This window comes from Sphingomonas sp. BGYR3 (assembly GCF_025153455.1).
In the GTDB taxonomy this organism is placed as follows: Bacteria; Pseudomonadota; Alphaproteobacteria; order Sphingomonadales; family Sphingomonadaceae; genus Sphingomonas.
This window is the reverse complement of the sequence record NZ_JANZNT010000001.1, coordinates 625,577-646,617: the sequence shown is the minus strand read 5'-3', so window position 1 is coordinate 646,617 and position 21,041 is coordinate 625,577. Positions and strand designations below refer to the sequence as shown.

Sequence of the window (21,041 nt, the reverse complement as noted above, 5' to 3'; positions counted from 1 at the left end):
GGTCTCCGTGCATAAACATTCCGCTGTAAAACATCCGCGCAAAGGCCGCCGCGGTAAACAGCCTTACAATCAAACAACTGCGCTTATTCACAGCGGAATATTGTCATGCTTCTTCCACGGGTTTTCGAGGCTCTTGCCCCGCAGCTTGCGTAGCCCCAGCGCGATGCGCCGCCGTGTGGAGTGGGGCATGATCACCTCGTCGATGAACCCCTTGCTCGCCGCGACGAACGGGTTGGCGAAGCGGGCCTCGTACTCCGCCGTCCGCTCCGCGATCTCCTCCGGCGTTCGCCCGCGGAAGATGATCTCCACCGCGCCCTTTGCGCCCATCACTGCGATTTCGGCGGTGGGCCAGGCATAGTTGAGGTCCCCGCGCAGGTGCTTGGACGCCATCACGTCGTACGCGCCGCCATAGGCCTTGCGCGTGATGACGGTGATCTTGGGCACGGTCGCCTCGGCATAGGCGAACAGCAGCTTTGCGCCATGCTTGATGATGCCCGAATGTTCCTGACCCACGCCGGGCAGGAATCCGGGCACGTCGACAAACGTAACGATCGGGATTTCGAACGCATCGCAGAAGCGGACGAACCGTGCCGCCTTTTTGCTGGCGTTGATGTCGAGCACCCCGGCCAGCACCATCGGCTGATTGGCGACGATGCCCACCGTCCGCCCCTCGATCCGGCCGAGACCGATGATGATGTTGGCGGCATGCGCAGGCTGAAGCTCGAAAAACTCGCCCTCATCGACCGTCTTGGCGATCAGTTCGTGCATGTCATAGGGCTGGTTGGCTGATGGCGGGATCAGCGTGTCCAGGCTGTCCTCGATCCGGTCCCACGGGTCCGCGCACGGGCGCACCGGCGGCTCTTCGCGGTTCGATGCCGGCAGGAAGTCAAAGAAATCGCGCGCCGCCAGCAATGCCTCGATGTCATTGTCCAGCGCCAGGTCGGCGACCGCGCTCTTGGTCGTGTGCGTCACCGCGCCGCCCAGTTCCTCCTGCGTCACCACCTCGTTGGTCACCGTCTTGACCACGTCCGGGCCGGTGACGAACATGTAGCTTGAATCCTTCACCATGAAGATGAAGTCGGTCATGGCGGGCGAATAGACCGCACCGCCCGCGCATGGCCCCATGATCAGCGACAGCTGCGGCACGACGCCCGATGCCAGCACGTTGCGCTGAAACACCTCAGCATAGCCGCCCAGGCTGGCCACGCCCTCCTGAATGCGTGCCCCGCCCGAATCATTCAGGCCGATGACCGGCGCGCCGACCTTCATCGCCATGTCCATGATCTTGCAGATCTTTTGCGCATGGCGTTCGGACAGCGATCCGCCGAACACGGTGAAATCCTGGCTGAACACAAACACCAGCCGGCCGTTGATCGTACCCGATCCGGTCACCACGCCGTCGCCGGGGATCACCGTGTCGGGCATCCCGAAATCGACGCAGTTATGCTCGACATACATGTCCAGCTCTTCGAAGCTGCCGGGATCGAGTAGCACGTCCAGCCGCTCGCGCGCAGTCAGCTTGCCCTTGGCATGCTGGGCCTCGATCCGCTTCTGGCCGCCGCCCATCCGCGCGGCCTCCCGCCGGCGTTCCAGTTCCTCGATGGTGGAGGGCATTGCCACTTACTCCGCTGCCTGCAGTTCAGCCTTGGTTTCGGCCGCCATGGGCGTGACGCCCAGCCGGGCAAACAGGGCCGCGTCGCGATCATCCCCCGCATTGGCCGTGGTCAGCAGCCGGTCGCCGGTAAAGATGCTGTTCGCGCCCGCCATGAAACACAGCGCCTGCGCAGCATCGCTCATGCTCTCGCGCCCGGCGGACAGGCGGACCATGCTTTCCGGCATGGTGATGCGCGCCGCCGCCACGGTGCGGACGAACTCGATCTCGTCGATCCGGGCCAGCGGCGTATCGGCCAGCATATCGCCCAGCACCGTGCCCTTTACCGGCACCAGGGCGTTTAACGGCACGCTTTCCGGATGACGGGGCAGGGTAGCCAGCGCATGGATGAACCCGACCCGGTCGTCCCGCGTCTCGCCCATGCCGACGATCCCGCCGCAGCAGACATTGATGCCTGCACTGCGGACGTGCTCCAGCGTGTCCAGCCGGTCCTCGAACGTGCGGGTGGTGATGACGTCACCATAACGCTCGGGCGAGGTGTCGATATTGTGATTGTAATAATCGAGGCCCGCATCGGCCAGCATCGCCGCCTGGGCGGGGGTCAGCATCCCCAGCGTCATGCACGTTTCCATGCCCATCGCGCGCACGCCCTTCACCATCTCGACAATGGCGGGCATGTCGCGGTCCTTGGGATTGCGCCACGCCGCGCCCATGCAGAACCGGGTCGAGCCATGATCCTTTGCCTGCGCCGCGGATTGCAGCACGGCGCGCACGTCCATCAGCTTGGTCGCCTTCAGCCCCGTTTCGGCATGGGCGGACTGATTGCAATATCCGCAATCCTCGGGACAGCCGCCGGTCTTGATCGACAACAGGGTCGACATCTGGACCGTGTCGGGCTGGTGATGGGCACGGTGCACGGTCTGGGCGCGGAACAGAAGCTCGCCAAAGGGCAATTCGAACAGCGCGGCGATTTCCTCGCGGGTCCAATCGGTGCGGACGGATTCAGGCATGGGGGAAATGGGGGGTCTCCTCTCTTGGCGCCCTCTCTATCGGATCACGCGGACTTGTGAAGGGTGGGGGCAGCCGTGCTTTGGCCCGGAGCAGAAAAGCTATGGCTGAATGCAGGCGGTGCCTATCCCATGTTGCGCCGATGCCCTGCGTCACCCTAGATGCCGTCCAAACGAATCCGAAGGCGTGACGATGACAACTCATTCGACCCAGATGCTGATCCTTGGTTCCGGCCCCGCCGGCCTGACCGCCGCCATTTACGGCGCGCGCGCCAGCCTGAACCCCATCGTGGTGCAGGGCATCCAGCCGGGCGGCCAGCTGACCACGACTACGGATGTCGAAAACTATCCGGGCTTTGCAGAGGTCATTCAGGGCCCCTGGCTGATGCAGCAGATGCAGGCTCAGGCCGAACATGTCGGCACGCGGATGATGTACGACACCATCGTCGATATCGACCTGTCGCAGCGGCCGTTCCGCCTGATCGGCGATTCGGGCGATGTGTATGAGGGCGAGACGCTGGTCATCGCCACCGGCGCACAGGCAAAATGGCTGGGGCTGGAGAGCGAGGACCTGCTGAAGGGCAAGGGCGTGTCCGCCTGTGCTACCTGTGACGGGTTCTTCTATCGCGGCAAGAAGGTTGCGGTGATCGGCGGCGGCAATACCGCGGTCGAAGAGGCGCTGTACCTGACCAACCATTCGCCGGATGTCACGCTGATCCACCGCCGCGACAGCCTGCGCGCGGAAAAGATCCTGCAGCAGCGCCTGTTCGCCAGCGACCGGATCACGACCTTGTGGAACAAGGAAGTGGTTCGCTTCATCGACGGCGGCGGCATGGCCGGGCTGGTCGGCATGGAATTGCGCGACACCGTGACGGGTGAGCTGTCCACGATCGAGGTTGATGGCGGCTTCGTGGCGATCGGGCACAAGCCGGCAACCGACCTGTTCAAGGGGCATCTGGACCTGGACGAGGACGGGTATCTGAAGGTCGATGTCGGCAGCACGCGGACCAGCGTCCCCGGCGTGTTCGCCTGCGGCGACGTGATGGACAAGGTGTATCGTCAGGCGGTGACCGCCGCCGGCACCGGCTGCATGGCCGCGCTGGACGCCGAACGCTTTCTGGCCGCCGCCCATTTCGCGATGGCCGAGGCCGCCGAATAACCGCCTAGCCGCGAAGGGCGTCGAGCAGACGGTCGCGCAGCCATAGCTTGTCGGCGGGCTCGGCAAAGCTGTGGCTGGCAGTGTCGCACGTCAGGACGCTGGCCTCGCCGCGCAGCGGGGCAAAGGCGGGATCCCGCCATGCCTCGGCAAAGGCGATGGCGGTATTGTCCCCCCGCGCCAGCAACAGGGTCAGCGGTTTCCGGCCCGCAATCAGGGCAGCGGCGACGCGGTCGGCCAGCGCGTGATCCTTATTCCTTGTGCGAAGAAGGCTGCCTAAACCATTGAAAAGTTTTGTCAGGCTGATCTCGCCGCGGATCAGGCGCACCAACTGGCGCGGGTCGCGCATCCGTTCAACATAGCGGGCCTTGACCGCGGCGGGCGGGGGCAAGTCGCCATCGCCCGGAATGACCCAGGGATTGGCGAGGATCAGCGCATCCAGCCCCGCCCGCGCGTGAAACAGCGCCAGCGCGGTTGCCGCATCGCAATTGCCAAAGCCGATGATGCGCGTGACGTGCGGGCATTCGCGCCGGAACGCCGCTGCGGCCGCCTCGATATCCTCGCCGCTGGCCTGGAACCCGCCATTGGTGCCGGTGGAATCGCCGATGCCCCGCCGGTCGAACCGGAATACGGGATGGCCCGCCGCTGCCAGTTCACCGGCCAGCATCGCCATGCCGCGATGCGCGCCCCAGCGGACCTCATTGCCGCCGGAAACGATCAACAGGCCGGTGGTCCCATCCGCCGCATCGACGGTGCCGGCCAGCGTCTCCCCGGCGCAGGAAAAGGAGATCAGCCGGCGCATCGGCGGACCCATTCGGCTACATCGGCTGAGAGCGCGGCGGCCAGCGCCGCATCCTGATGCGGTTCCGCCCGTCGCCACAGGGGCGCACCCGCAAACCGGACGTCCGCTGCCCCGCCATCGCCGGACAGGCGTGCGACCCGCCGTGCGATCGGCGCTTCATCCTCCGTTTCGGCGGACAGGGCGTGACCATGGTTCAGTTGCGCCAGCAGGTCGCCGGGAATGGCATTGCCGGCCAGCATCACGGGCGGCAACGGCCCCTCCGGCGCAGGGCCGGACAACAGGGCGTCCATCTCCGCCTCGAACGCCGCATCCGTCCCGGCAACCCGGCGCGCGCGGATCAGATCGCGCACCAGCGACGATCCCTCGACCGGCGCGAACTGATACAGGCTGATCGCCGGGGTCCAACTGGTCAGCAGCGCGCCGCCCCGGATGGTCAGCAGATGCGGCTGGTTCCCCTTGGCCGCTTGATGCGCGGCTTCAGCAAAGGCCGATAACCACAACAGATAATTGGCTTTATCGGTCTGCGTTTCGCTTTCGCCTGTGCCCGGCAGGTCGGGCAGGGCGCTGGCAATGCCCATCCCCGCCAGATCGCGCATCACCGCCAGGATGAACGCACGCATCCGGTTCGCCTCCTCGAACAGGGGCTGGGCGATCACGACCATCGGCCCGTCATCGGGGCCAAGGCGGATCAGGGGTTCGGTGCTGCCCGGCCAGGGATAGCCCGGCCAGTGATGGGGTTTGACGGTGTAGCTGCCGATCACACCAGCGCCCGGGCGGCGGCAAATCGGGTCAGGCTGCCGAACGTCTCCATCATGTCGGCATCCACATCCTCGTCATCGATGACGATGCCCAGCCGGTCCTCGATCTCGGTCAGCACGCCCGCCACCGCCAGCGAATCCAGTTCGGGCATCGCGCCGAACAGCGGCGTCGTTGCGTCCAGATCGGCGACACGCGCCGCGTTCAGCGCCAGCACGTCCCGCAGCACGTCCCGAACCACGCCTTCGACCCGTTGATAGTCTTCGTCAGGCACGTCTCAATCCCATGATGGCCGGAACCCGCGATGGCCCGCGCCTTTACTGGTGGCGCGGTTACCCGCTGATGCACGCAATGCCAAGCCTGCCCTTGGCGCGGGCCGTGCCGGCGCGCTATCAGGGGCGCCGATGATCCAGCTCGATCCGCATCCCCGTCCGATCGATCACCTGACGCTTCGCGGCGATGCGGGGCGGCTGGCGCTGGCCGGGCGGGTTGGGGAACTGGACTATGCCGGACTGGAGCACGCGGTTGCCAGGCTGGCGGGCTTTCTGGCGGGTCAGGGATTTGCGCCGGGCGACCGGGTGGCCAGCTGGCTGCCAAAGACGCTGCTGGCCAGCATCCTGCCGCTGGCCGCGCCGCGCGCGGGGCTGGTCCATGTCCCGATCAATCCGCAGCTCAAGCGGGGGCAGGTTTCGCACATTCTGGCCGACAGCGGCGCCCGGCTGCTGATTACCCAGACCGCCCGGCTGCCCCTGCTGGAACGGGGCGATGTGCCGCACGGCACCCGGGCCATCGCGGATGAGGCGGTGCTGGCGGGCGGCGATCCTGTGCCGCCATCGGATGCCGATCCCGATGCGCTGGCCGCCATCCTCTACACCTCCGGGTCCACCGGGCGGCCAAAGGGGGTGATGCTGTCCCACGCCAATCTCTGGCTGGGGGCGATCAGCGTTGCGCATTACCTGCGACTTGAGCCAGCCGACCGGGTGCTGGCGGTGCTCCCGCTCAGTTTCGATTACGGGCAGAGCCAGCTGCTCTCCACCTGGGCTGCGGGCGCCTGTGCGGTGCCGATGGACTATCTGTTGCCGCGCGACGTGATAAAGGCGGTTGCGCGCGATGCGATCACCACGCTGGCCGGCGTCCCCCCGCTCTGGGTGCAGCTGTTGGAAGGCGACTGGCCGCAGGAGACGGCAACGGCGCTGCGCCGGATTACCAATTCGGGCGGCGCACTGACCCCCGCCATGGTCCGCCAGTTGCGGGAACGGTTTCCCAATGCCGACCTCTATCCGATGTACGGCCTGACCGAGGCATTTCGATCGACCTATCTCGACCCCGATCTGGTCGACCGGCATCCGGAATCGATCGGGCGGGCGATTCCCTTTGCCGAGGTAATGGTGGTCGCCCCCGATGGCACCCGCGCGGCACCGGGGGAACCGGGCGAGCTGGTCCATGCCGGGCCGCTGGTCGCGCATGGATACTGGCGCGATCCGGCCCGAACCGCCGAACGGTTCCGCCCGGCGCCCGCCTGGTCCGACAGCGGCGGCATGGCCGTGTGGTCGGGCGACACCGTGGTCATCGAACCGCACGGCCTGCTGCGCTTTGTCGGGCGCGGGGACGAGATGATCAAGGTTTCGGGCAATCGGGTCAGCCCGACCGAGGTCGAGGAGGCTGCACTGGCCGGCGGGGAACTGGCCGAGGCGGTGGCCATCGGGGTGCCCGATGCGCGGACGGGACAGGCAATCCACCTGATCGCCCGGGCGAGGGGCGCGCCAGAGGCGGTCGAGCCGCGGCTTCGCGAGCGATTGCGCCGTGACCTGCCGGGGTTCATGCAGCCTGCCGAGATCATCTGGCGTCAGGCACTGCCCCGCAACGCCAACGGAAAGCTGGATCGCGCTGCCCTGCGCCGGGAGTTGACGTCATGAAGCCGACCGGTCCGTTGCCGCCCGAATTTGCGGGGCAGGATCGCCTGACCATCGGCGGCCTGTCGGTCGGTGCGCTGATCGGGCGGGCGGGGTCCACCCCCTGTTTCGTCTATGACATGGCCATCGTCCGGGCGCGGATCGCCCGGTTGCGTGCCGCGATGCCCGATGGGCTGGATGTGCATTATGCGATCAAGGCCAATCCGCACCCCGACCTGCTCGCCGCCATCGCGCCGCTGGTCGACGGGCTGGACGTTGCGTCGGCGGGCGAGCTTCACCGTGCGCTGTCGGTCAAGCCGGCCACCGCGATCAGCTTTGCCGGGCCGGGCAAGCGGGATGCGGAGCTTGAGGCCGCGATCCGGGCCGGCGCGACGCTGAATGCCGAATCGGCGGGGGAGGTGCGCCGTGCACTGGCGGTTGCCGAACGGATCGGCGTGCCCGCCCATATCGCGGTGCGGGTGAACCCGGATTTCGAACTGCGCGGATCGGGGATGCGGATGGGTGGCCGCGCCTCGCCCTTTGGCGTCGATGCGGAACAGGTGCCCGCGCTGGTCCGCGCCATCATCGATGGCGGGGCTTTGTGGCAGGGTTTCCATGTCTATGCCGGGTCCCAGTCGCTGGATGCCGATGCGCTGGGCGATACGATGGCCGGGGTGATCGCGCTGGCCGCGCGCCTGGCCGACGCGGTGGGCACGGCGCCGCCGCTGGTCAATCTGGGCGGCGGCTTCGGCATCCCCTATTTCGCGGGCGACGTGCCGCTGGATATCGAACGGATCGGCCGACGGCTGGCCGATGCCCTGAACCAGCGCCCGGAAATCCTTGGCAACAGCCGGTTTGCGATCGAGCTTGGCCGCTGGCTGGTCGGGGAATGCGGCGTCTATCTGACCCGCATCATCGACGTGAAGCAGAGCCAGGGCGAAATATTCTATGTCGTCGATGGCGGCCTGCATCATCAACTTGCGGCCAGCGGCAATTTCGGCACGGTCGTGCGCCGCAACTATCCGGTCGCGCTGGCGGATCGGATGCAGGCGGCGGGCGACGTCACGGCGTCGGTCGTCGGTTGCCTGTGCACGCCGCTCGACCGCCTGGCCGATCGGGTCGCCCTGCCACCGGCGGAGGAGGGCGATGTCGTCGCCCTGTTCCTGGCCGGTGCCTATGGTGCGACGGCCAGCCCGTCCGCCTTTCTGGGCCATCCGCCAGCGCCGGAAATCCTGATCGACGGCTAGGGCGCGGCCCGCTCGCCTAACGCGATTTTAACCTGTCAGCGCCATCACGGCCCATGAATAGCCGTGTGTGCACCGGGACGCCGGTGCGACGCACGCCATGGAGGCTGGGCGTAATGCGCGTGAATGTTCGAACCCGATTGCTGGCCGCAACGGCGATCCTGGCAACCCTGCCAAGCGGTTGTGCCACCACCGCGCGCAACGAACTGCCCCCCGCCGGGTTCGTCGCCGCGCGCGAGGCGCCCAGCGAGGAATATGTCATCGGCCCGCTGGATCAGCTCGATATCTTTGTCTGGCGTAACCCCGAACTGTCGGCAAAGGGCGTGCAGGTGCGCCCCGATGGCCGCATCTCGACCCCGCTGATTTCGGACATGCCGGCGGTGGGCAAGACGCCATCGATGCTGGCCGACGATATGAAGATCGCGCTGGGCGAATATATCAAGGACCCGATCGTATCGGTCATCGTCCAGAATTTTGCCGGCACGTTCAGCCAGCAGGTGCGGATCGTCGGTGCCACCGAAAAGCCCGCATCGATCCCCTATCGCGCGAACATGACCGTGCTTGACGCCATGATCTCGGTCGGCGGCCTGTCGGAATTTGCGGCGGGCAACCGGGCGCGGCTGGTCCGGTACGACCGGGCGACGGGCAAGCAGACCGAATACAAGCTGCGGCTGTCCAGCCTGCTGAAGGATGGCGATACCCGCGCCAATGTCCGGCTGGAGCCGGGTGACGTCATCATCATCCCCGAATCCATGTTCTGAGGCGCGCGGGATGGACGGCATCTATGACGAAATCCGCGCTGCGATCCACGGCATCTGGCACCGCCGGTGGCTGGCGCTGGCCGTCGCCTGGGCAATCTGCCTGGCCGGCTGGTTCGCGGTGTCGCTGATCCCGTCGAAATATGAATCGACCGCGCGCGTGCTGGTGCAATCGCCCAACCTGCTGCCGAACGAGGCGGCGGGCGCACAGGCGCGGATGGATCAGGCGCGCGAGGTGGAGCGGGTGCGCCAGACGCTGACCTCTGCCATCAATCTGGAAAAGGTGGTGCGCGGCACCGAGCTTGCCCGCCGGGCGACGACCCCCGGCGCCATCGCGGGCGAGGCAGCGCGCCTGCAAAAGGCGGTCAAGATCACGGCACAGCAGGACAATCTGTTCGAGGTGACGGCATCGATCAGCAACCCGGACATGACCGATGGTCAGAATGCCCGGCTGGCCCGCGCGGTCGTTCAGAAGATGATCGACATTTTCGTCGAGGATAACCTGTCCCAGTCGCGCGACGGCACGGGCCAGTCGCTCCGGTTTCTGGACGAACAGATCGCGCTGCGTCAGCGTCAGTTGCAGGACAAGGAAAACCAGCTCGCCGATTTCAACAACCGGTTTCTGTCCGGCCTGCCCGGCACCGGATCGCTGAGCGACCGGATCGGTCAGGCGCGCACTGCGCTCGCCGATGTCGATGCCCAGCTTGCGGGCGCCAGCTCCAGCCTGTCGGCGGTCAATGCCCAGATGGGTGGCACGCCCGCCATGGTTGCCGGAGCCGCTGGTGCGCCCATGGCCGGCCCGGCCCGTGCCCGGCTGGCCGCGATCGAAAGCCAGCTGGCCGAGGGGCGTTCGCGCGGCTGGACCGATTCCCATCCCGACATGCGCGCCCTGAACAGTCAGCTGGCCCAGGCCCGCACGGCTGCCGCGCGCGAGGGGACCGGCGGCGCTGTCGCCGGTCAGCCCAATCCCGTCTATATCGGCCTGCGCACGCAGCAGGCGGAGCGCGAGGCGCGCGTCGCCGAACTCAGCCAGCGCAAGGGGATGCTGGAGGGCCAGTTGTCGCAGCTTCAGCGAAAGCTGGACGCCGATCCCAATGCCGCGGCGGCACAGGCCCAGCTTGATCGCGATATCGACGCCCTGCGCGAAACCTATCGGCGGCTGGTCGAGGACCGCGAACAGGTGCGCCTGACCGGACAGGTGCAGGCCGAAACGGCACCGGTCCGGTTCAAGGTGATCGACCCGCCGACCGTGCCGGGTGCGCCAGCATCGCCCAACCGCCCGCTGTTGCTGGCCGCGGTGCTGATCGCCGGTATCGGCGGCGGTGCGGCAGCGGCCTTTGCCTTCAGCCGTATTCAGACGACATGGCCGACCGCCGACCGGCTGGAACGATCCACCGGCCTGCCCGTGATCGGATCGATCAGCGAAGTGGTGCTGGCATCGCAGACGCCCCTGCGGCGCAAGCGGCTGATGCTGTTTGCGGGCGGCGCGGGCGGTCTGTTCGTCGCCTTTGTCGCGCTGATCGGGGTCAACCTGATCACCATTGGCATGATGGCGTGAGGAACGGCAAATGAACGAACCGCGCCGCATACAGGGATCGCTGCTGGAACGGGCCGCAGGGCTGAACGCCTTTGCGCCGCCGCCGCGCGCGCCCATTCCCATCAAGGCTGAACCGGTGGTGCCCCCGCCGGCCGCGCCGCCCGTACCGTCGCCCGTTATCCCGGCGCCAGCGCCCCAGGCTGCAACCGCACCTGCACCGGCACCCGCACCGATTGCGCCGCCACCGGCCGCAATCCGTTCCGCGCCCCGCGCCCGCGTGGCGATCGACCGGGCGATGCTGGCCGAACAGGGGCTGCTGGTCCCCGGATCGCCCGTGGACGTGCTGGCCGAGGAGTTTCGTCTGGCCAAGCGACAGGTGCTGCTGACCGCGGACAAGGTTGCGGCCAGCGACGATTCCCGCGCGCGCATGGTGCTGATCAGTTCGGCCCGCCCGAATGAGGGCAAGACATTCTCCGCGATCAACCTCGCCATCTCGCTGGCGGCGGAAAAGGATGTGCAGGTGCTGCTGGTCGATGCCGATCTGGCCAAGCCCGATGTGCCGCGGCGGCTGGGCATCGACACCGCGCCCGGCCTGCTCGACGCGCTGGCCGATCCGGATCTGGATGCAGAAACGCTGATCCTGGATACCGACATCCCCAACCTGTCGGTGCTTCAGGCCGGGATGCTGCGCGCCAACGACACCGAATTGCTGGCCAGCCAGCGGGCGCGCCAGGTGCTGGACGCGCTGGTTCAGGCCGATCCGCGCCGCATCGTGATTTTCGATTCCCCGCCCGCACTGGCCGCATCGCCGGCATCGGTGCTGGCTCTGCATGTCGGCCAGACGCTGCTGGTCGTGCGCGCCGACCGCACGACAGAGGGCGATCTGCGCGAAACGGTCGCGCTGCTGGATGGATGCGAGCACCTTCAGCTGATCCTCAACAGCGTCACTTTCCAGCGAAGCGGCCCCCGCTTCGGCAGCTATTACGGACAGGAGTCCCAGAAATGAGCCGGTTCGTCCTGATCGCATCGGGCGCCATCGCGATGACCGCTGCCGCCCCGGCGGCGGCGCAGTCCGAACAGCGCACGATCATTTCCCCCTATATTCAGGTGGGCCAGATCCTGACCGCCGATCTGCGCGAAAATGACGTGCTGACCTATTCCACCGTCACCGCCGGGATCGACGCCAGCATCCAGACCCGCCGGGTCGAGGTGCAGCTGAACTATCAGTATGAACGGCGCCTTTCCTGGGACGACCGGCTTCAGGACGGCGACGTTCATTCCGGCCTTGCCCGCGCCGCGGTGCAGATCGTGCCCGGCCTGTCGGTCGAGGCAGGCGGCATCGCCACCCGGTCGCGTTTCGACAGCCGGGGCGATGCGCCGCTGAACCTTGTCGGCAATGTCGGCAACACGGTTCAGGTCTATTCGGCCTATGCCGGTCCCAGCTTTGCCCGCCAGTTCGGCCCGGCATCGGTCAGCGCGGGCTATCGCTTCGGCTATACCCGTGTCGAGGCGCCGGACGTTGCCGCGTTTGATCCCACCCTGCCGCCGATCGACGTCTATGACGAAGCGCGCAGCCATCTCGCCATCGGCAGCGTCAGCACGCGCGCGGGCAGCGTGCTGCCCTTTGGCCTGACGATCAGCGGCGCGTGGCAGCGGGAAACCGCCGATCAGCTGGATCAGCGGTATGAGGGGCTGTACGGCCGCGCCGACGCGGTACAGCCGGTCAGCCGGACCGTCGCCCTGCTGGCCGGTATCGGCTATGAACGGATCGACATTACCCAGCGCGATGCGCTGCTGGATGCCGATGGCTTTCCGGTGGTGGACGGCAATGGCCGCTTCGTCACCGATCCCGCCTCGCCGCGGCGAGAGGCATTCGCCTTTGACGGCGTCTATTATGATGGCGGCATCCTGTGGCGGCCCAGCCCCCGGCTGACGCTGGAGGCGCGGGTGGGCGAACGCTATGGCACGCTCAGCGCTACCGGCTCGCTCAGCTGGCAGACCGGGGCCGGGTCCGGCCTGCAGATCGGCGTGTATGACAGCGTGCAGAGCTTTGGCCGTCAGCTGAACAGCGCAATCGACCGGCTGCCGCGACAGATCACGAACACGGGCGATCCGTTCAGCGACAACTATAATGGCTGCATCTTCGGGTCCGGCAACGGGGCCGGGGGCGGCTGCCTGAATGGGGTGTTCCAGTCGGTGACGACCGCCAATTTCCGGGCGCGGGGCGTCGATGCGGTCTGGTCTGCGACGCGGGGCGGCACGCAGTTCGGCCTGGGTGGCGGCTATGCCCATCGCCGTTTCTATGTGCCCGACGTGCCGGTCGGCGCGGTGGTTGACGGGACCAGCGATCAGGCCTGGTACGCTCAGCTGTTCGCCGCCCGCGCGCTGGACAGCCAGTCGAGCGTCACCGGCAACATCTATGGCAATTATTACGACAGCGGCATCGCCGGGGGCGGCGATGTGTGGGGGATCGGCGCGAATGCCGCCTATTCCCGCAATTTCGGCCGCGTGAACGCACAGATTGTCGGCGGGATCGACACGTTCGATTCCTCCAACGCGGTCCGCTCCGATGTGATTGCCCAGGCGCTGGTGGCGCTCGGATACCGGTTCTGAACGGGCGCTGCGACGCGCGACGGAGAGTAGCTATGTACGATGTCCATTATGGATTGAGCGGACGCCCGTTTCAGCTGACGCCCGATCCGGCCTTCTGGTTCGACACCGGCACGCATCGCAAGGCGATGGCGTATCTGGGCTATGGCCTCAGCCAGGGGGAGGGCTTTGTCGTCATCACCGGGGAACCGGGCACGGGTAAGACGACGCTGGTCGCCCATCTGCTGGCGACAGCGGATGTCGATCAACTTCACGTGGTGCGCATCGTCACGACCCAGGTCGATGCCGCCGATCTCCTTCATCTGGTCGCCGACGGGCTGGGCGCGGAAACGCGCGGCCTTGCCAAATCCGATGTGCTGAAGGCGATCGAGCGGGCGCTGCATGGCGTCGCTCGCGCGGGCAAGCGTACGCTGCTGATCGTCGATGAATCCCAGTCGCTGCCGGTCGACAGCTTGGAAGAGCTGCGGATGCTCTCCAACTTTCAGGCGGGCGGCTATCCCCTGTTGCAGATTCTTCTGCTCGGCCAGCCGGAATTTCGGGAACTGCTGACCGGGTCCGGCCGGCTGGAACAGCTGCGCCAGCGGGTGATTGCGATGCACCACCTGACGCCGATGGAGCCCGAAGAGGTCGGCCCCTATCTCGCACACCGCCTCGCCTGTGTCGGCTGGACCGGCCGCCCGGATTTCGAGGGTGAGGCAATTGCCGCCATGTTCGCCTGGTCCGGCGGCATCCCGCGCCGCCTGAACCAACTGGCAAGCCGCGTGCTGCTGTACGGCGCGGTTGAGGGGATCGACCGCTTTACCGACCGGCACATCGCCGATGTCGTTGCCGATCTGGACGCCGATGCGCGCCCGGCTGTGGCCCCCGTGCCAGCGCCCGTATCCGCCGAGCCGTCCGTCCTGCCCGTCGAAGCGCCCGTCGCGGCGGCACCGGTTGCCGCCATGCCCGATCCCGCAATCCTCGACCGGCTGACCGCGATGGAAGCGCGGCTGGAGGAACAGGAGGCTGCGCTGCGCCGGGTGCTGACCCTGCTCGTCGACTGGATCGAGGCGGATCAGCGGCGCGGGGACCCTGCGCCGATTCACTCCAACGCCGCCTGAAGGGGGGCCGGTTTCGATGATCGAGGGACAGATCGCCCCCGGCCCGGTGCTCAACGGCATGTCGGTCGATGTCGAGGACTGGTTTCAGGTCGGCGCATTCGAAACCGTGATCGATCCCGACAGCTGGGACGGCCTGCAACATCGGGTCGAACGCAATACCGATGCCGTGCTGGCGCTGTTCGCCGATGCGGGCGTTCACGCGACATTCTTCACCCTTGGCTGGGTGGCGGAGCGGAACCCTGCGCTGATGCGGCGGATCGTTGAACAGGGGCATGAACTGGCCAGCCATGGCTGGGCGCATGGCCGGGTGTTCCGCATGACGCCCGACGATTTCCGCGCCGATATCGACCGCGCGCGAAAGGTGCTGGAGGATGCGGGCGGCGTTGCCGTCACCGGGTATCGCGCGCCCAGTTTTTCGATCGACGCGCGTACCCCCTGGGCGCACCCGATCCTGGCCGAACGCGGCTATACCTATTCGTCCAGCGTCGCGCCGGTGGCGACCGATCATTATGGCTGGGCCGATGCGCCGCGCCGCGCATGGCGCCCGGTGGCGGGCAGCCCGCTGGTCGAGGTGCCAATCACCATCGGCAGTCTGTTCGGCAAGCCGACCCCGGCAGGCGGCGGCTTTTTCCGGCTGTTCCCCGGCAGTTTCACCGCGCGCGCCGTGCGCGATGCCAATGCCGACGATGCCCGCCCGGCCATGTTCTATTTCCACCCATGGGAAATCGATCCCGATCAGCCGCGCGTTGCCGATGCGCCGCTGAAATCCCGGCTGCGCCATTATGCCCGGCTGGGCGCGATGGCTGGCAAGCTGCGCACGCTGCTGCGCGATCATCGCTGGGGGCGGTGCGATGCCGTGGCGGCGGCAGAGGCCGCCCGGCTGCCATGAATGCACCCGCCTTTCCAACCCGCGTCCACGTTCACGCCGCCGACCTGACGGATGCAGCGGTTCGGGCGCGGATCGACGGTTTTGTCGCCGATCACCCGGATGCCACGCCGTTTCACCGAACGGCATGGACCATCGCGACGGCGCGCGGCGCGGGCCAGCGGCCGCATCTGCTGATCGCCGAAAGCGGGGAGGGGGTGCTGCGCGGCATCCTGCCGCTGACCGAAACGCATTCGCCGCTGTTCGGCCGTGCGCTGGTATCGACGGGGTTCGGCGTCGATGGCGGCATCCTGGCCGAAAGCGATCGTTGGGCGCAGCCGCTGGCCGATGCTGCCGTCATGCTGTCGCACAGCCTGACGTGCCCGACGGTCGAATTGCGCGGCGGCTTGGCCCCGGGTGAGGGCTGGCTGGTCGATGGCCACACCTATCTTGGCCATGTCCGCCCGCTTGCCGCCGATGACGCGGCCGAACTGCTTGCCATTCCGCGCAAGCAGCGGGCAGAGGTGCGAAAGGGGCTGGACCGGGGCCTTGGCGTGCGGACCGGCGTGTCTGCCGCCGACCGCGCGGCTCATTACGCCGTCTATGCCGAATCCGTCCGCAACCTCGGCACGCCGGTGTTTCCGCGCGCCCTGTTCGATGCAGTGCTGGATGCGTTCGGCCCGGATGCGGATATCCTGACCATTCTGGACGGCGATCGGCCGGTGGCCAGCGTGCTGTCGCTTTACTGGCGCGGCACGGTCTATCCCTATTGGGGCGGCGGAACCCACGCGGCCCGCGCGCTTCGGGCCAACGACATCCTCTATTATGCACTGATGGGCCATGCCCGTGCGCGCGGCTGCACCCGCTTCGATTTCGGGCGGTCAAAGGCGGGAACCGGCGCTGCGGCGTTCAAGAAGAACTGGGGCTTTGATCCGCAACCGTTGGCCTATTTCAAGCGGGGCTGGCCGGGCGTGCCGCTGCGTGAGGTCAATCCGCTCAGCCCGCGCTACCGGTTGCAGGTGGCAGCATGGCAGCGTCTGCCGCTGGGCATTGCCAACCGGGTCGGGCCATGGATCGCCCGGGGCCTGGGCTGATGGGCGACATCCTGTTCCTGGCGCACCGCGTGCCCTTTCCCCCCGATCGGGGCGACAAGATCCGCAGCTATCACCAGCTGGTGCATCTGGCGCGCAGCCACCGGGTGCATCTGATCGCGTTTGCCGACGATCCCCGCGATCTGGCGCATGGCGCGGCGCTCGACGACCTTGTCGCCAGCCACCGCATCCTGCCCAGGACGAAGGGCCGTGCCCGTGCAGCGGCCGAGGCGCTGGCCACCGGCCGGCCGGTGTCACTGACCGCCTTTGCCGATCCGGCGATGCGTGCGGCGGTCGATGCAGTGCTGAGCCGTGAGCCGATTGACGCCATCTTCGTCTATTCCGGCCAGATGGCCCAGTATCTGCCCGCCTCGGGCGGACCGCGCGTCATCATGGACTTTGTCGACATGGATTCGGCCAAGTTCGGCGATTACGCCGCCACCGCGCGCGGGCCGATGGCCTGGATGATGCAGCGTGAGGCGCGGATGATGCAGGCGTTCGAGGCCGCGATCGCCGACCGTGTCGAGGCCAGCCTGTTCGTCAGCGATGCAGAGGCCGCGCTGTTCCGCCAGCGGACCGGGGCAAGCCGCGTCCACGCGATCGAAAACGGCATCGACACCGTCCGGTTCGATCCCGCTACTGTTCAGCCGGTCGGCGGCGCCGGGCCGCTGGTCGTCTTTACCGGCCAGATGGATTACCGGCCCAATGTCGACGCGGTGTCCTGGTTCGCCCGGTCGGTGATGCCCGCCATCCGGGGCCGGGTGCCGGATACCCGCTTTGCCATTGTCGGCCGCGCGCCGACCGACACGGTGCGCGCGCTGGGCGATCTGCCCGGTGTCGAGGTGACGGGCGAGGTGCCCGACACCCGCGGCTGGCTGGCTGCCGCATCGGTCGTCGTCGCGCCGCTCGCCATCGCCCGCGGCGTGCAGAACAAGGTGCTGGAGGCGATGGCCATGGCCCGGCCCGTGGTGGTCAGCCCGGCGGCGGCACAGGGCATCGATCATGGCGGCACGATCCGCATTGCCGATGGCGTCGATGCGACCGTCAGCGCGGTGACGGCACTCATCGGCGATCCGGCCGCCGCCCTGCTTGGACGGCGCGCGCGGGAACAGGTGATCGCCCGCTATGGCTGGGCCGCGCGGCTCGCCCCGCTCGATGCGCTGTTGTCCCTTGCCCCGGATCGGGCAAGGGATGCGGCATGACGCTGGCATGGCCCCGGCCGGTCGCTGACGACGGGCTGGCCGCGTGGCGACGCCATGCCGCCGCGCTTGCCCTGTGCTGGGCATCGCTGCTGATCCTGTTCCACCGCGATGTCGCCGATCTGGCCGGCATTTACTGGAACTCGACGACGTTCGGCCATTGCCTGTTCGTGCCCCCGATCCTGGGCTGGCTGGTGTGGCAGCGCCGGGCCGAACTGGTTCGGGTGGCCCCCGCCGGCTGGTGGCCCGCGCTGATCCCGATGGCCGGCGCTGCATTCGTCTGGATGCTGGGCGAGGCGGCGGGCGTCGCCCTGGTGCGCCATGTCGCGCTGGTCGCCATGCTTCAGTCCGCCGTGCTGGCGGTGCTCGGCCCCAATGTCGCCCGCGGCCTGATCTTTCCGCTCGCCTACATGATCTTCCTCGTGCCGTTCGGCGAGTTCATGGAAGCGCCGCTGCAAACGGTGACGGTGGACATGGTGATGGCGCTGCTCCACCTGTTTCAGGTGCCGGCCAGCGTCGACGGCGTCCTCATCACCACCAGCAACGGCTTTTTCGAAGTGGCAGAGGCGTGTTCGGGCAACAAGTTCCTGATCGCCATGCTGGCCTATGGCTCGCTGGTCGCCAATGTTTGTTATGTCCGCTGGCGGCGGCGCGCGGCCTTCATGGCCATGGCGCTGACCGTGCCGATCCTTGCCAATGGCGTGCGCGCGTTCGGCACCATCTATGCCGCCTGGTGGACCAGTGTGGAGGCGGCGACGGGGTTCGACCACATCGTCTATGGCTTTGTCTTCTTCGCGGTCGTGATGATTGCGGTGATCGCCATCGGCTGGCGCTGGTTCGACCGCGACCCGGCCGCGCCGTGGTTCGATCCAGACCTATTGCAGACGCCCGTGACGCGGGCAATGGACCGCTGGACCGCCACCGGCGCGGTCATGGGTCTGGCCGTGCTGGCTGCTGCGGCCGGATGGGCTGCCGATCGCCGGACACAGCCTGTACCGGCGCGGATCGACCTGCCCCAAGTGCCGGGCTGGACCCGCGCTGCGCCCAGCCGGATCGCGCCGTGGGAGCCCAATTTTTCGACCGCCGACCACCGCCTGTTCGGCCGCTATACCGACGGGGTCGGCCGCGCGGTCGATCTGTCCATCATCGTCTATGCCGGGCAGCGCGAGGGGCATGAACTGGTCGCGCATGGACAAGGGGCGATCCGCGAAAACGACGTCTGGGTAAGGATCGAGGATCTGCCCCCGGTGGAGGGTGGATCGGCTCTGCGCATGATCGGTCCCAACCGGGTGGAGCGGGAAGTGGTGACATGGTATCGCGTCGGCGACATGGTTACCGCCAGCCCCCGCACCGTGAAGCTTCAGACCCTGCGTGCCAAGCTGTTCGGCGGGCCACAGGCCGCCGTCGCCATCCTGATTTCCGCCGAACGCGGCGATCAGGACAGCCGCCGCGCCATCCGCGATTTCCTGGCCGCAATGGGTCCGGTTGACCGGGTGGCCGACCGCGCCGTCGGAGCCACGCCCTGATGTGCGGCATTGCCGGGCTGTACCACCCCCAGACGCCAAAGCCGATCGATCCCGCCCGCATCGCCCTGATGACGGACGCGATCGCGCATCGCGGGCCGGACGGGTCGGGGGTGTGGACCGCGCCAGGGGTCGGCCTTGGCCATCGCCGGCTGTCGATCATCGACCTTGCCGGCGGGGCACAGCCCATGGCGTTGCCCGGCGAAAGCCATGTCGTGGTGTTCAACGGCGAGATCTACAATTTTCAGGACGTCCGCCGCGAGCTGGAGGAACTGGGCGCCCGCTTCCGATCGAACAGCGATACCGAGGTGCTGCTGCACGGCTGGCGCGTCTGGGGGCCGGAGGTGCTGCGCAGGCTGAACGGCATGTTCGCCTTTGCCCTGTATGACGCCGACCGGCGCTGCCTGTTCCTCGCCCGCGACCGGATGGGGGTAAAGCCGCTTTTCTACACCGAACTGGCCGATGGCGCGGTCGCCTTTGCGTCTGAACTCAAGGGGTTGATGGCGCATCCTCTGTTCCGGCGTCAGGTCGATGCCCGCGCGATCGAGGATTTCATGGGCCTTGGCTATGTGCCCGATGACGCCTCGATCCTGTCGGGCGTGCGCAAGCTGCCGGCCGGTCAGTTCCTGCTTCTCGAACGGGGGCGGCCCGTGCCCCGGCCGATGCGGTGGTGGGATGTCGACTTTTCCCGCCGGGCAAAAGGGTCGGCGGCCGATCTTCAGGCCGAACTGACCCATCACCTGCGCGAAGGCGTCCGTTCGCGCATGGTTGCTGACGTGCCGCTGGGTGCGTTCCTGTCCGGCGGAGTCGACAGCTCTGCCGTTGTCGCGCTGATGGCAGAGGCCAGCCGTCAGCCTGTGAAAACCTGCACCATCGGCTTTGCTCAGGCCGATCACGACGAAACCGCCTATGCTCAGGCGATTGCGGACCGGTTCGCGACCGATCATCGCACGCGCCGGGTGGACGCCGATGACTTCGGTCTGATCGACACGCTGGTCGCTGCGTTCGACGAGCCCTTTGCCGATCCGTCCGCCCTGCCGACCTATCGCGTTTGCGAGCTGGCGCGCGAACAGGTCACGGTCGCACTATCGGGCGACGGCGCGGACGAGGCGATGGCCGGATATCGCCGCTATCGCTTTCACGCGGCGGAAGAGCGGGTGCGCGGCCTGATCCCCGAAAGCATCCGGTCGGGCGTGTTCGGCACGGCCGGGCGGCTCTATCCAAAGGCGGATTGGGCACCCCGGCTGTTCCGGGCAAAGACGACCCTGCTCGCCCTGTCGGAAGGGGGAGCCGCCGCCTATGCCAAGGCGGTTGGCGTCACGACGCCAGCCTTGCGCGACCGGCTGTATGGCGATGCGATGCGCCGTGCCATCGGCGGGCACCGGGCCGAACAACGCTATCTGGATGCCATGGCGACGGCCCCCGCGCGCGATCCGCTGGACCGGGCGCAATATGCCGATTTCCGGCACTGGCTGCCCGGCGATATCCTGACCAAGGTGGACCGGACCAGCATGGCCGTCAGCCTTGAGGCGCGCGAGCCGCTGCTCGACCATCGCCTGATCGAGTTTGCCGCGACCCTGCCGGTGTCGATGCGACTGCGCGGCGGGCAGGGCAAATGGCTGATGAAACGGGCGATGCAGGCGCATCTGCCGCGCGACATCCTGTATCGCCCCAAACAGGGGTTCGATGTGCCGATCGCCGCGTGGTTCCGCGGTTCGCTGGCTGATGAAGCGGCGGCGCTGGCGACCAGCCCGGTGCTGCTGCACTGGTTCGATGGCAAGGCGCTGGCCCGGCTGGCCGCCGATCACCGGGCCGGGCGCGCCGACCATGACCGGACGCTGTGGCAACTGATGATCCTGGACCGCAGCCTGCGCCGCCTGCTCGGCTGA

General features: G+C 67.6%; 18 protein-coding genes. 13 read left to right on the top strand and 5 right to left on the bottom strand.

Annotated elements, in window-relative coordinates:
- Positions 1-87: 87 nt before the first annotated feature.
- Together NYR55_RS02995 and bioB are read right to left on the bottom strand one after the other, a co-directional pair.
- Positions 88-1,614, bottom strand: a complete 1,527-nt coding sequence (locus NYR55_RS02995) for an acyl-CoA carboxylase subunit beta (protein ID WP_260021531.1) — start codon at positions 1,612-1,614, stop codon at positions 88-90.
- 6 nt (positions 1,615-1,620) lie between these two features.
- Positions 1,621-2,622, bottom strand: coding sequence for a biotin synthase BioB (gene bioB / locus NYR55_RS02990; protein WP_260019759.1), 1,002 nt, complete (start codon positions 2,620-2,622; stop codon positions 1,621-1,623).
- 190 nt (positions 2,623-2,812) lie between these two features.
- On the opposite strand from bioB, the gene trxB reads away from it, so the two are divergent.
- Entirely contained in the window at positions 2,813-3,778 is a 966-nt protein-coding gene (gene trxB, locus NYR55_RS02985; protein ID WP_260019758.1) for a thioredoxin-disulfide reductase, read from the top strand.
- A 4-nt stretch (positions 3,779-3,782) separates the two neighbouring features.
- Here trxB and NYR55_RS02980 read toward each other — a convergent pair whose 3' ends face one another.
- From NYR55_RS02980 to NYR55_RS02970, 3 genes are read right to left on the bottom strand one after another with little or no spacing between them, the layout of a single operon-like run.
- Positions 3,783-4,577 (bottom strand): hydrolase 1, exosortase A system-associated, encoded by a 795-nt coding sequence (locus NYR55_RS02980; protein ID WP_260019757.1) that lies wholly within the window; start codon positions 4,575-4,577, stop codon positions 3,783-3,785.
- Positions 4,565-5,338 carry a hypothetical protein gene (locus NYR55_RS02975; RefSeq protein ID WP_260019756.1) on the bottom strand — a complete coding sequence of 258 codons (774 nt, stop codon included), beginning with the start codon at positions 5,336-5,338 and terminating at the stop codon, positions 4,565-4,567. The genes NYR55_RS02980 and NYR55_RS02975 overlap by 13 nt, the downstream gene beginning before the upstream one ends.
- Complete coding sequence (locus tag NYR55_RS02970; RefSeq protein ID WP_260019755.1) at positions 5,335-5,607, bottom strand: acyl carrier protein; 273 nt, start codon at positions 5,605-5,607, stop codon at positions 5,335-5,337. Before NYR55_RS02970 ends, NYR55_RS02975 begins: the two co-directional genes overlap by 4 nt.
- A 130-nt stretch (positions 5,608-5,737) precedes the next feature.
- Between NYR55_RS02970 and NYR55_RS02965 the strand changes: the two genes are divergently transcribed.
- From NYR55_RS02965 to NYR55_RS02910, 12 genes are all read left to right on the top strand, one after another.
- Entirely contained in the window at positions 5,738-7,249 is a 1,512-nt protein-coding gene (locus NYR55_RS02965; RefSeq protein ID WP_260019754.1) for an acyl-CoA ligase (AMP-forming), exosortase A system-associated, read from the top strand.
- On the top strand, positions 7,246-8,472 hold the full coding sequence (locus tag NYR55_RS02960; RefSeq protein ID WP_260019753.1) for a pyridoxal-dependent decarboxylase, exosortase A system-associated: 1,227 nt from the start codon (positions 7,246-7,248) through the stop codon (positions 8,470-8,472). Before NYR55_RS02965 ends, NYR55_RS02960 begins: the two co-directional genes overlap by 4 nt.
- A gap of 113 nt (positions 8,473-8,585) precedes the next feature.
- Entirely contained in the window at positions 8,586-9,230 is a 645-nt protein-coding gene (locus NYR55_RS02955) for an XrtA/PEP-CTERM system exopolysaccharide export protein (protein WP_260019752.1), read from the top strand.
- Positions 9,231-9,240: 10 nt separating this feature from the next.
- Positions 9,241-10,785 (top strand): XrtA system polysaccharide chain length determinant, encoded by a 1,545-nt coding sequence (locus tag NYR55_RS02950; RefSeq protein WP_260019751.1) that lies wholly within the window; start codon positions 9,241-9,243, stop codon positions 10,783-10,785.
- A gap of 10 nt (positions 10,786-10,795) precedes the next feature.
- Positions 10,796-11,770 carry an AAA family ATPase gene (locus NYR55_RS02945; RefSeq protein ID WP_260019750.1) on the top strand — a complete coding sequence of 325 codons (975 nt, stop codon included), beginning with the start codon at positions 10,796-10,798 and terminating at the stop codon, positions 11,768-11,770.
- Positions 11,767-13,377: a hypothetical protein gene (locus tag NYR55_RS02940; RefSeq protein ID WP_260019749.1), complete on the top strand. Its 1,611-nt coding sequence runs from the start codon at positions 11,767-11,769 to the stop codon at positions 13,375-13,377. The genes NYR55_RS02945 and NYR55_RS02940 overlap by 4 nt, the downstream gene beginning before the upstream one ends.
- A 32-nt stretch (positions 13,378-13,409) precedes the next feature.
- Complete coding sequence (locus NYR55_RS02935; protein WP_260019748.1) at positions 13,410-14,474, top strand: AAA family ATPase; 1,065 nt, start codon at positions 13,410-13,412, stop codon at positions 14,472-14,474.
- A gap of 16 nt (positions 14,475-14,490) precedes the next feature.
- Complete coding sequence (locus NYR55_RS02930; RefSeq protein WP_260019747.1) at positions 14,491-15,363, top strand: XrtA system polysaccharide deacetylase; 873 nt, start codon at positions 14,491-14,493, stop codon at positions 15,361-15,363.
- Positions 15,360-16,433, top strand: a complete 1,074-nt coding sequence (locus tag NYR55_RS02925) for a FemAB family XrtA/PEP-CTERM system-associated protein (protein WP_260019746.1) — start codon at positions 15,360-15,362, stop codon at positions 16,431-16,433. The genes NYR55_RS02930 and NYR55_RS02925 overlap by 4 nt, the downstream gene beginning before the upstream one ends.
- The gene (locus NYR55_RS02920) at positions 16,433-17,632 is read left to right on the top strand and encodes a TIGR03087 family PEP-CTERM/XrtA system glycosyltransferase (protein WP_260019745.1); all 1,200 of its coding nucleotides are present in this window, start codon (positions 16,433-16,435) and stop codon (positions 17,630-17,632) included. Before NYR55_RS02925 ends, NYR55_RS02920 begins: the two co-directional genes overlap by 1 nt.
- The gene (gene xrtA, locus NYR55_RS02915) at positions 17,629-19,155 is read left to right on the top strand and encodes an exosortase A (protein ID WP_260019744.1); all 1,527 of its coding nucleotides are present in this window, start codon (positions 17,629-17,631) and stop codon (positions 19,153-19,155) included. Before NYR55_RS02920 ends, xrtA begins: the two co-directional genes overlap by 4 nt.
- Complete coding sequence (locus NYR55_RS02910; protein ID WP_260019743.1) at positions 19,155-21,041, top strand: XrtA/PEP-CTERM system amidotransferase; 1,887 nt, start codon at positions 19,155-19,157, stop codon at positions 21,039-21,041. The genes xrtA and NYR55_RS02910 overlap by 1 nt, the downstream gene beginning before the upstream one ends.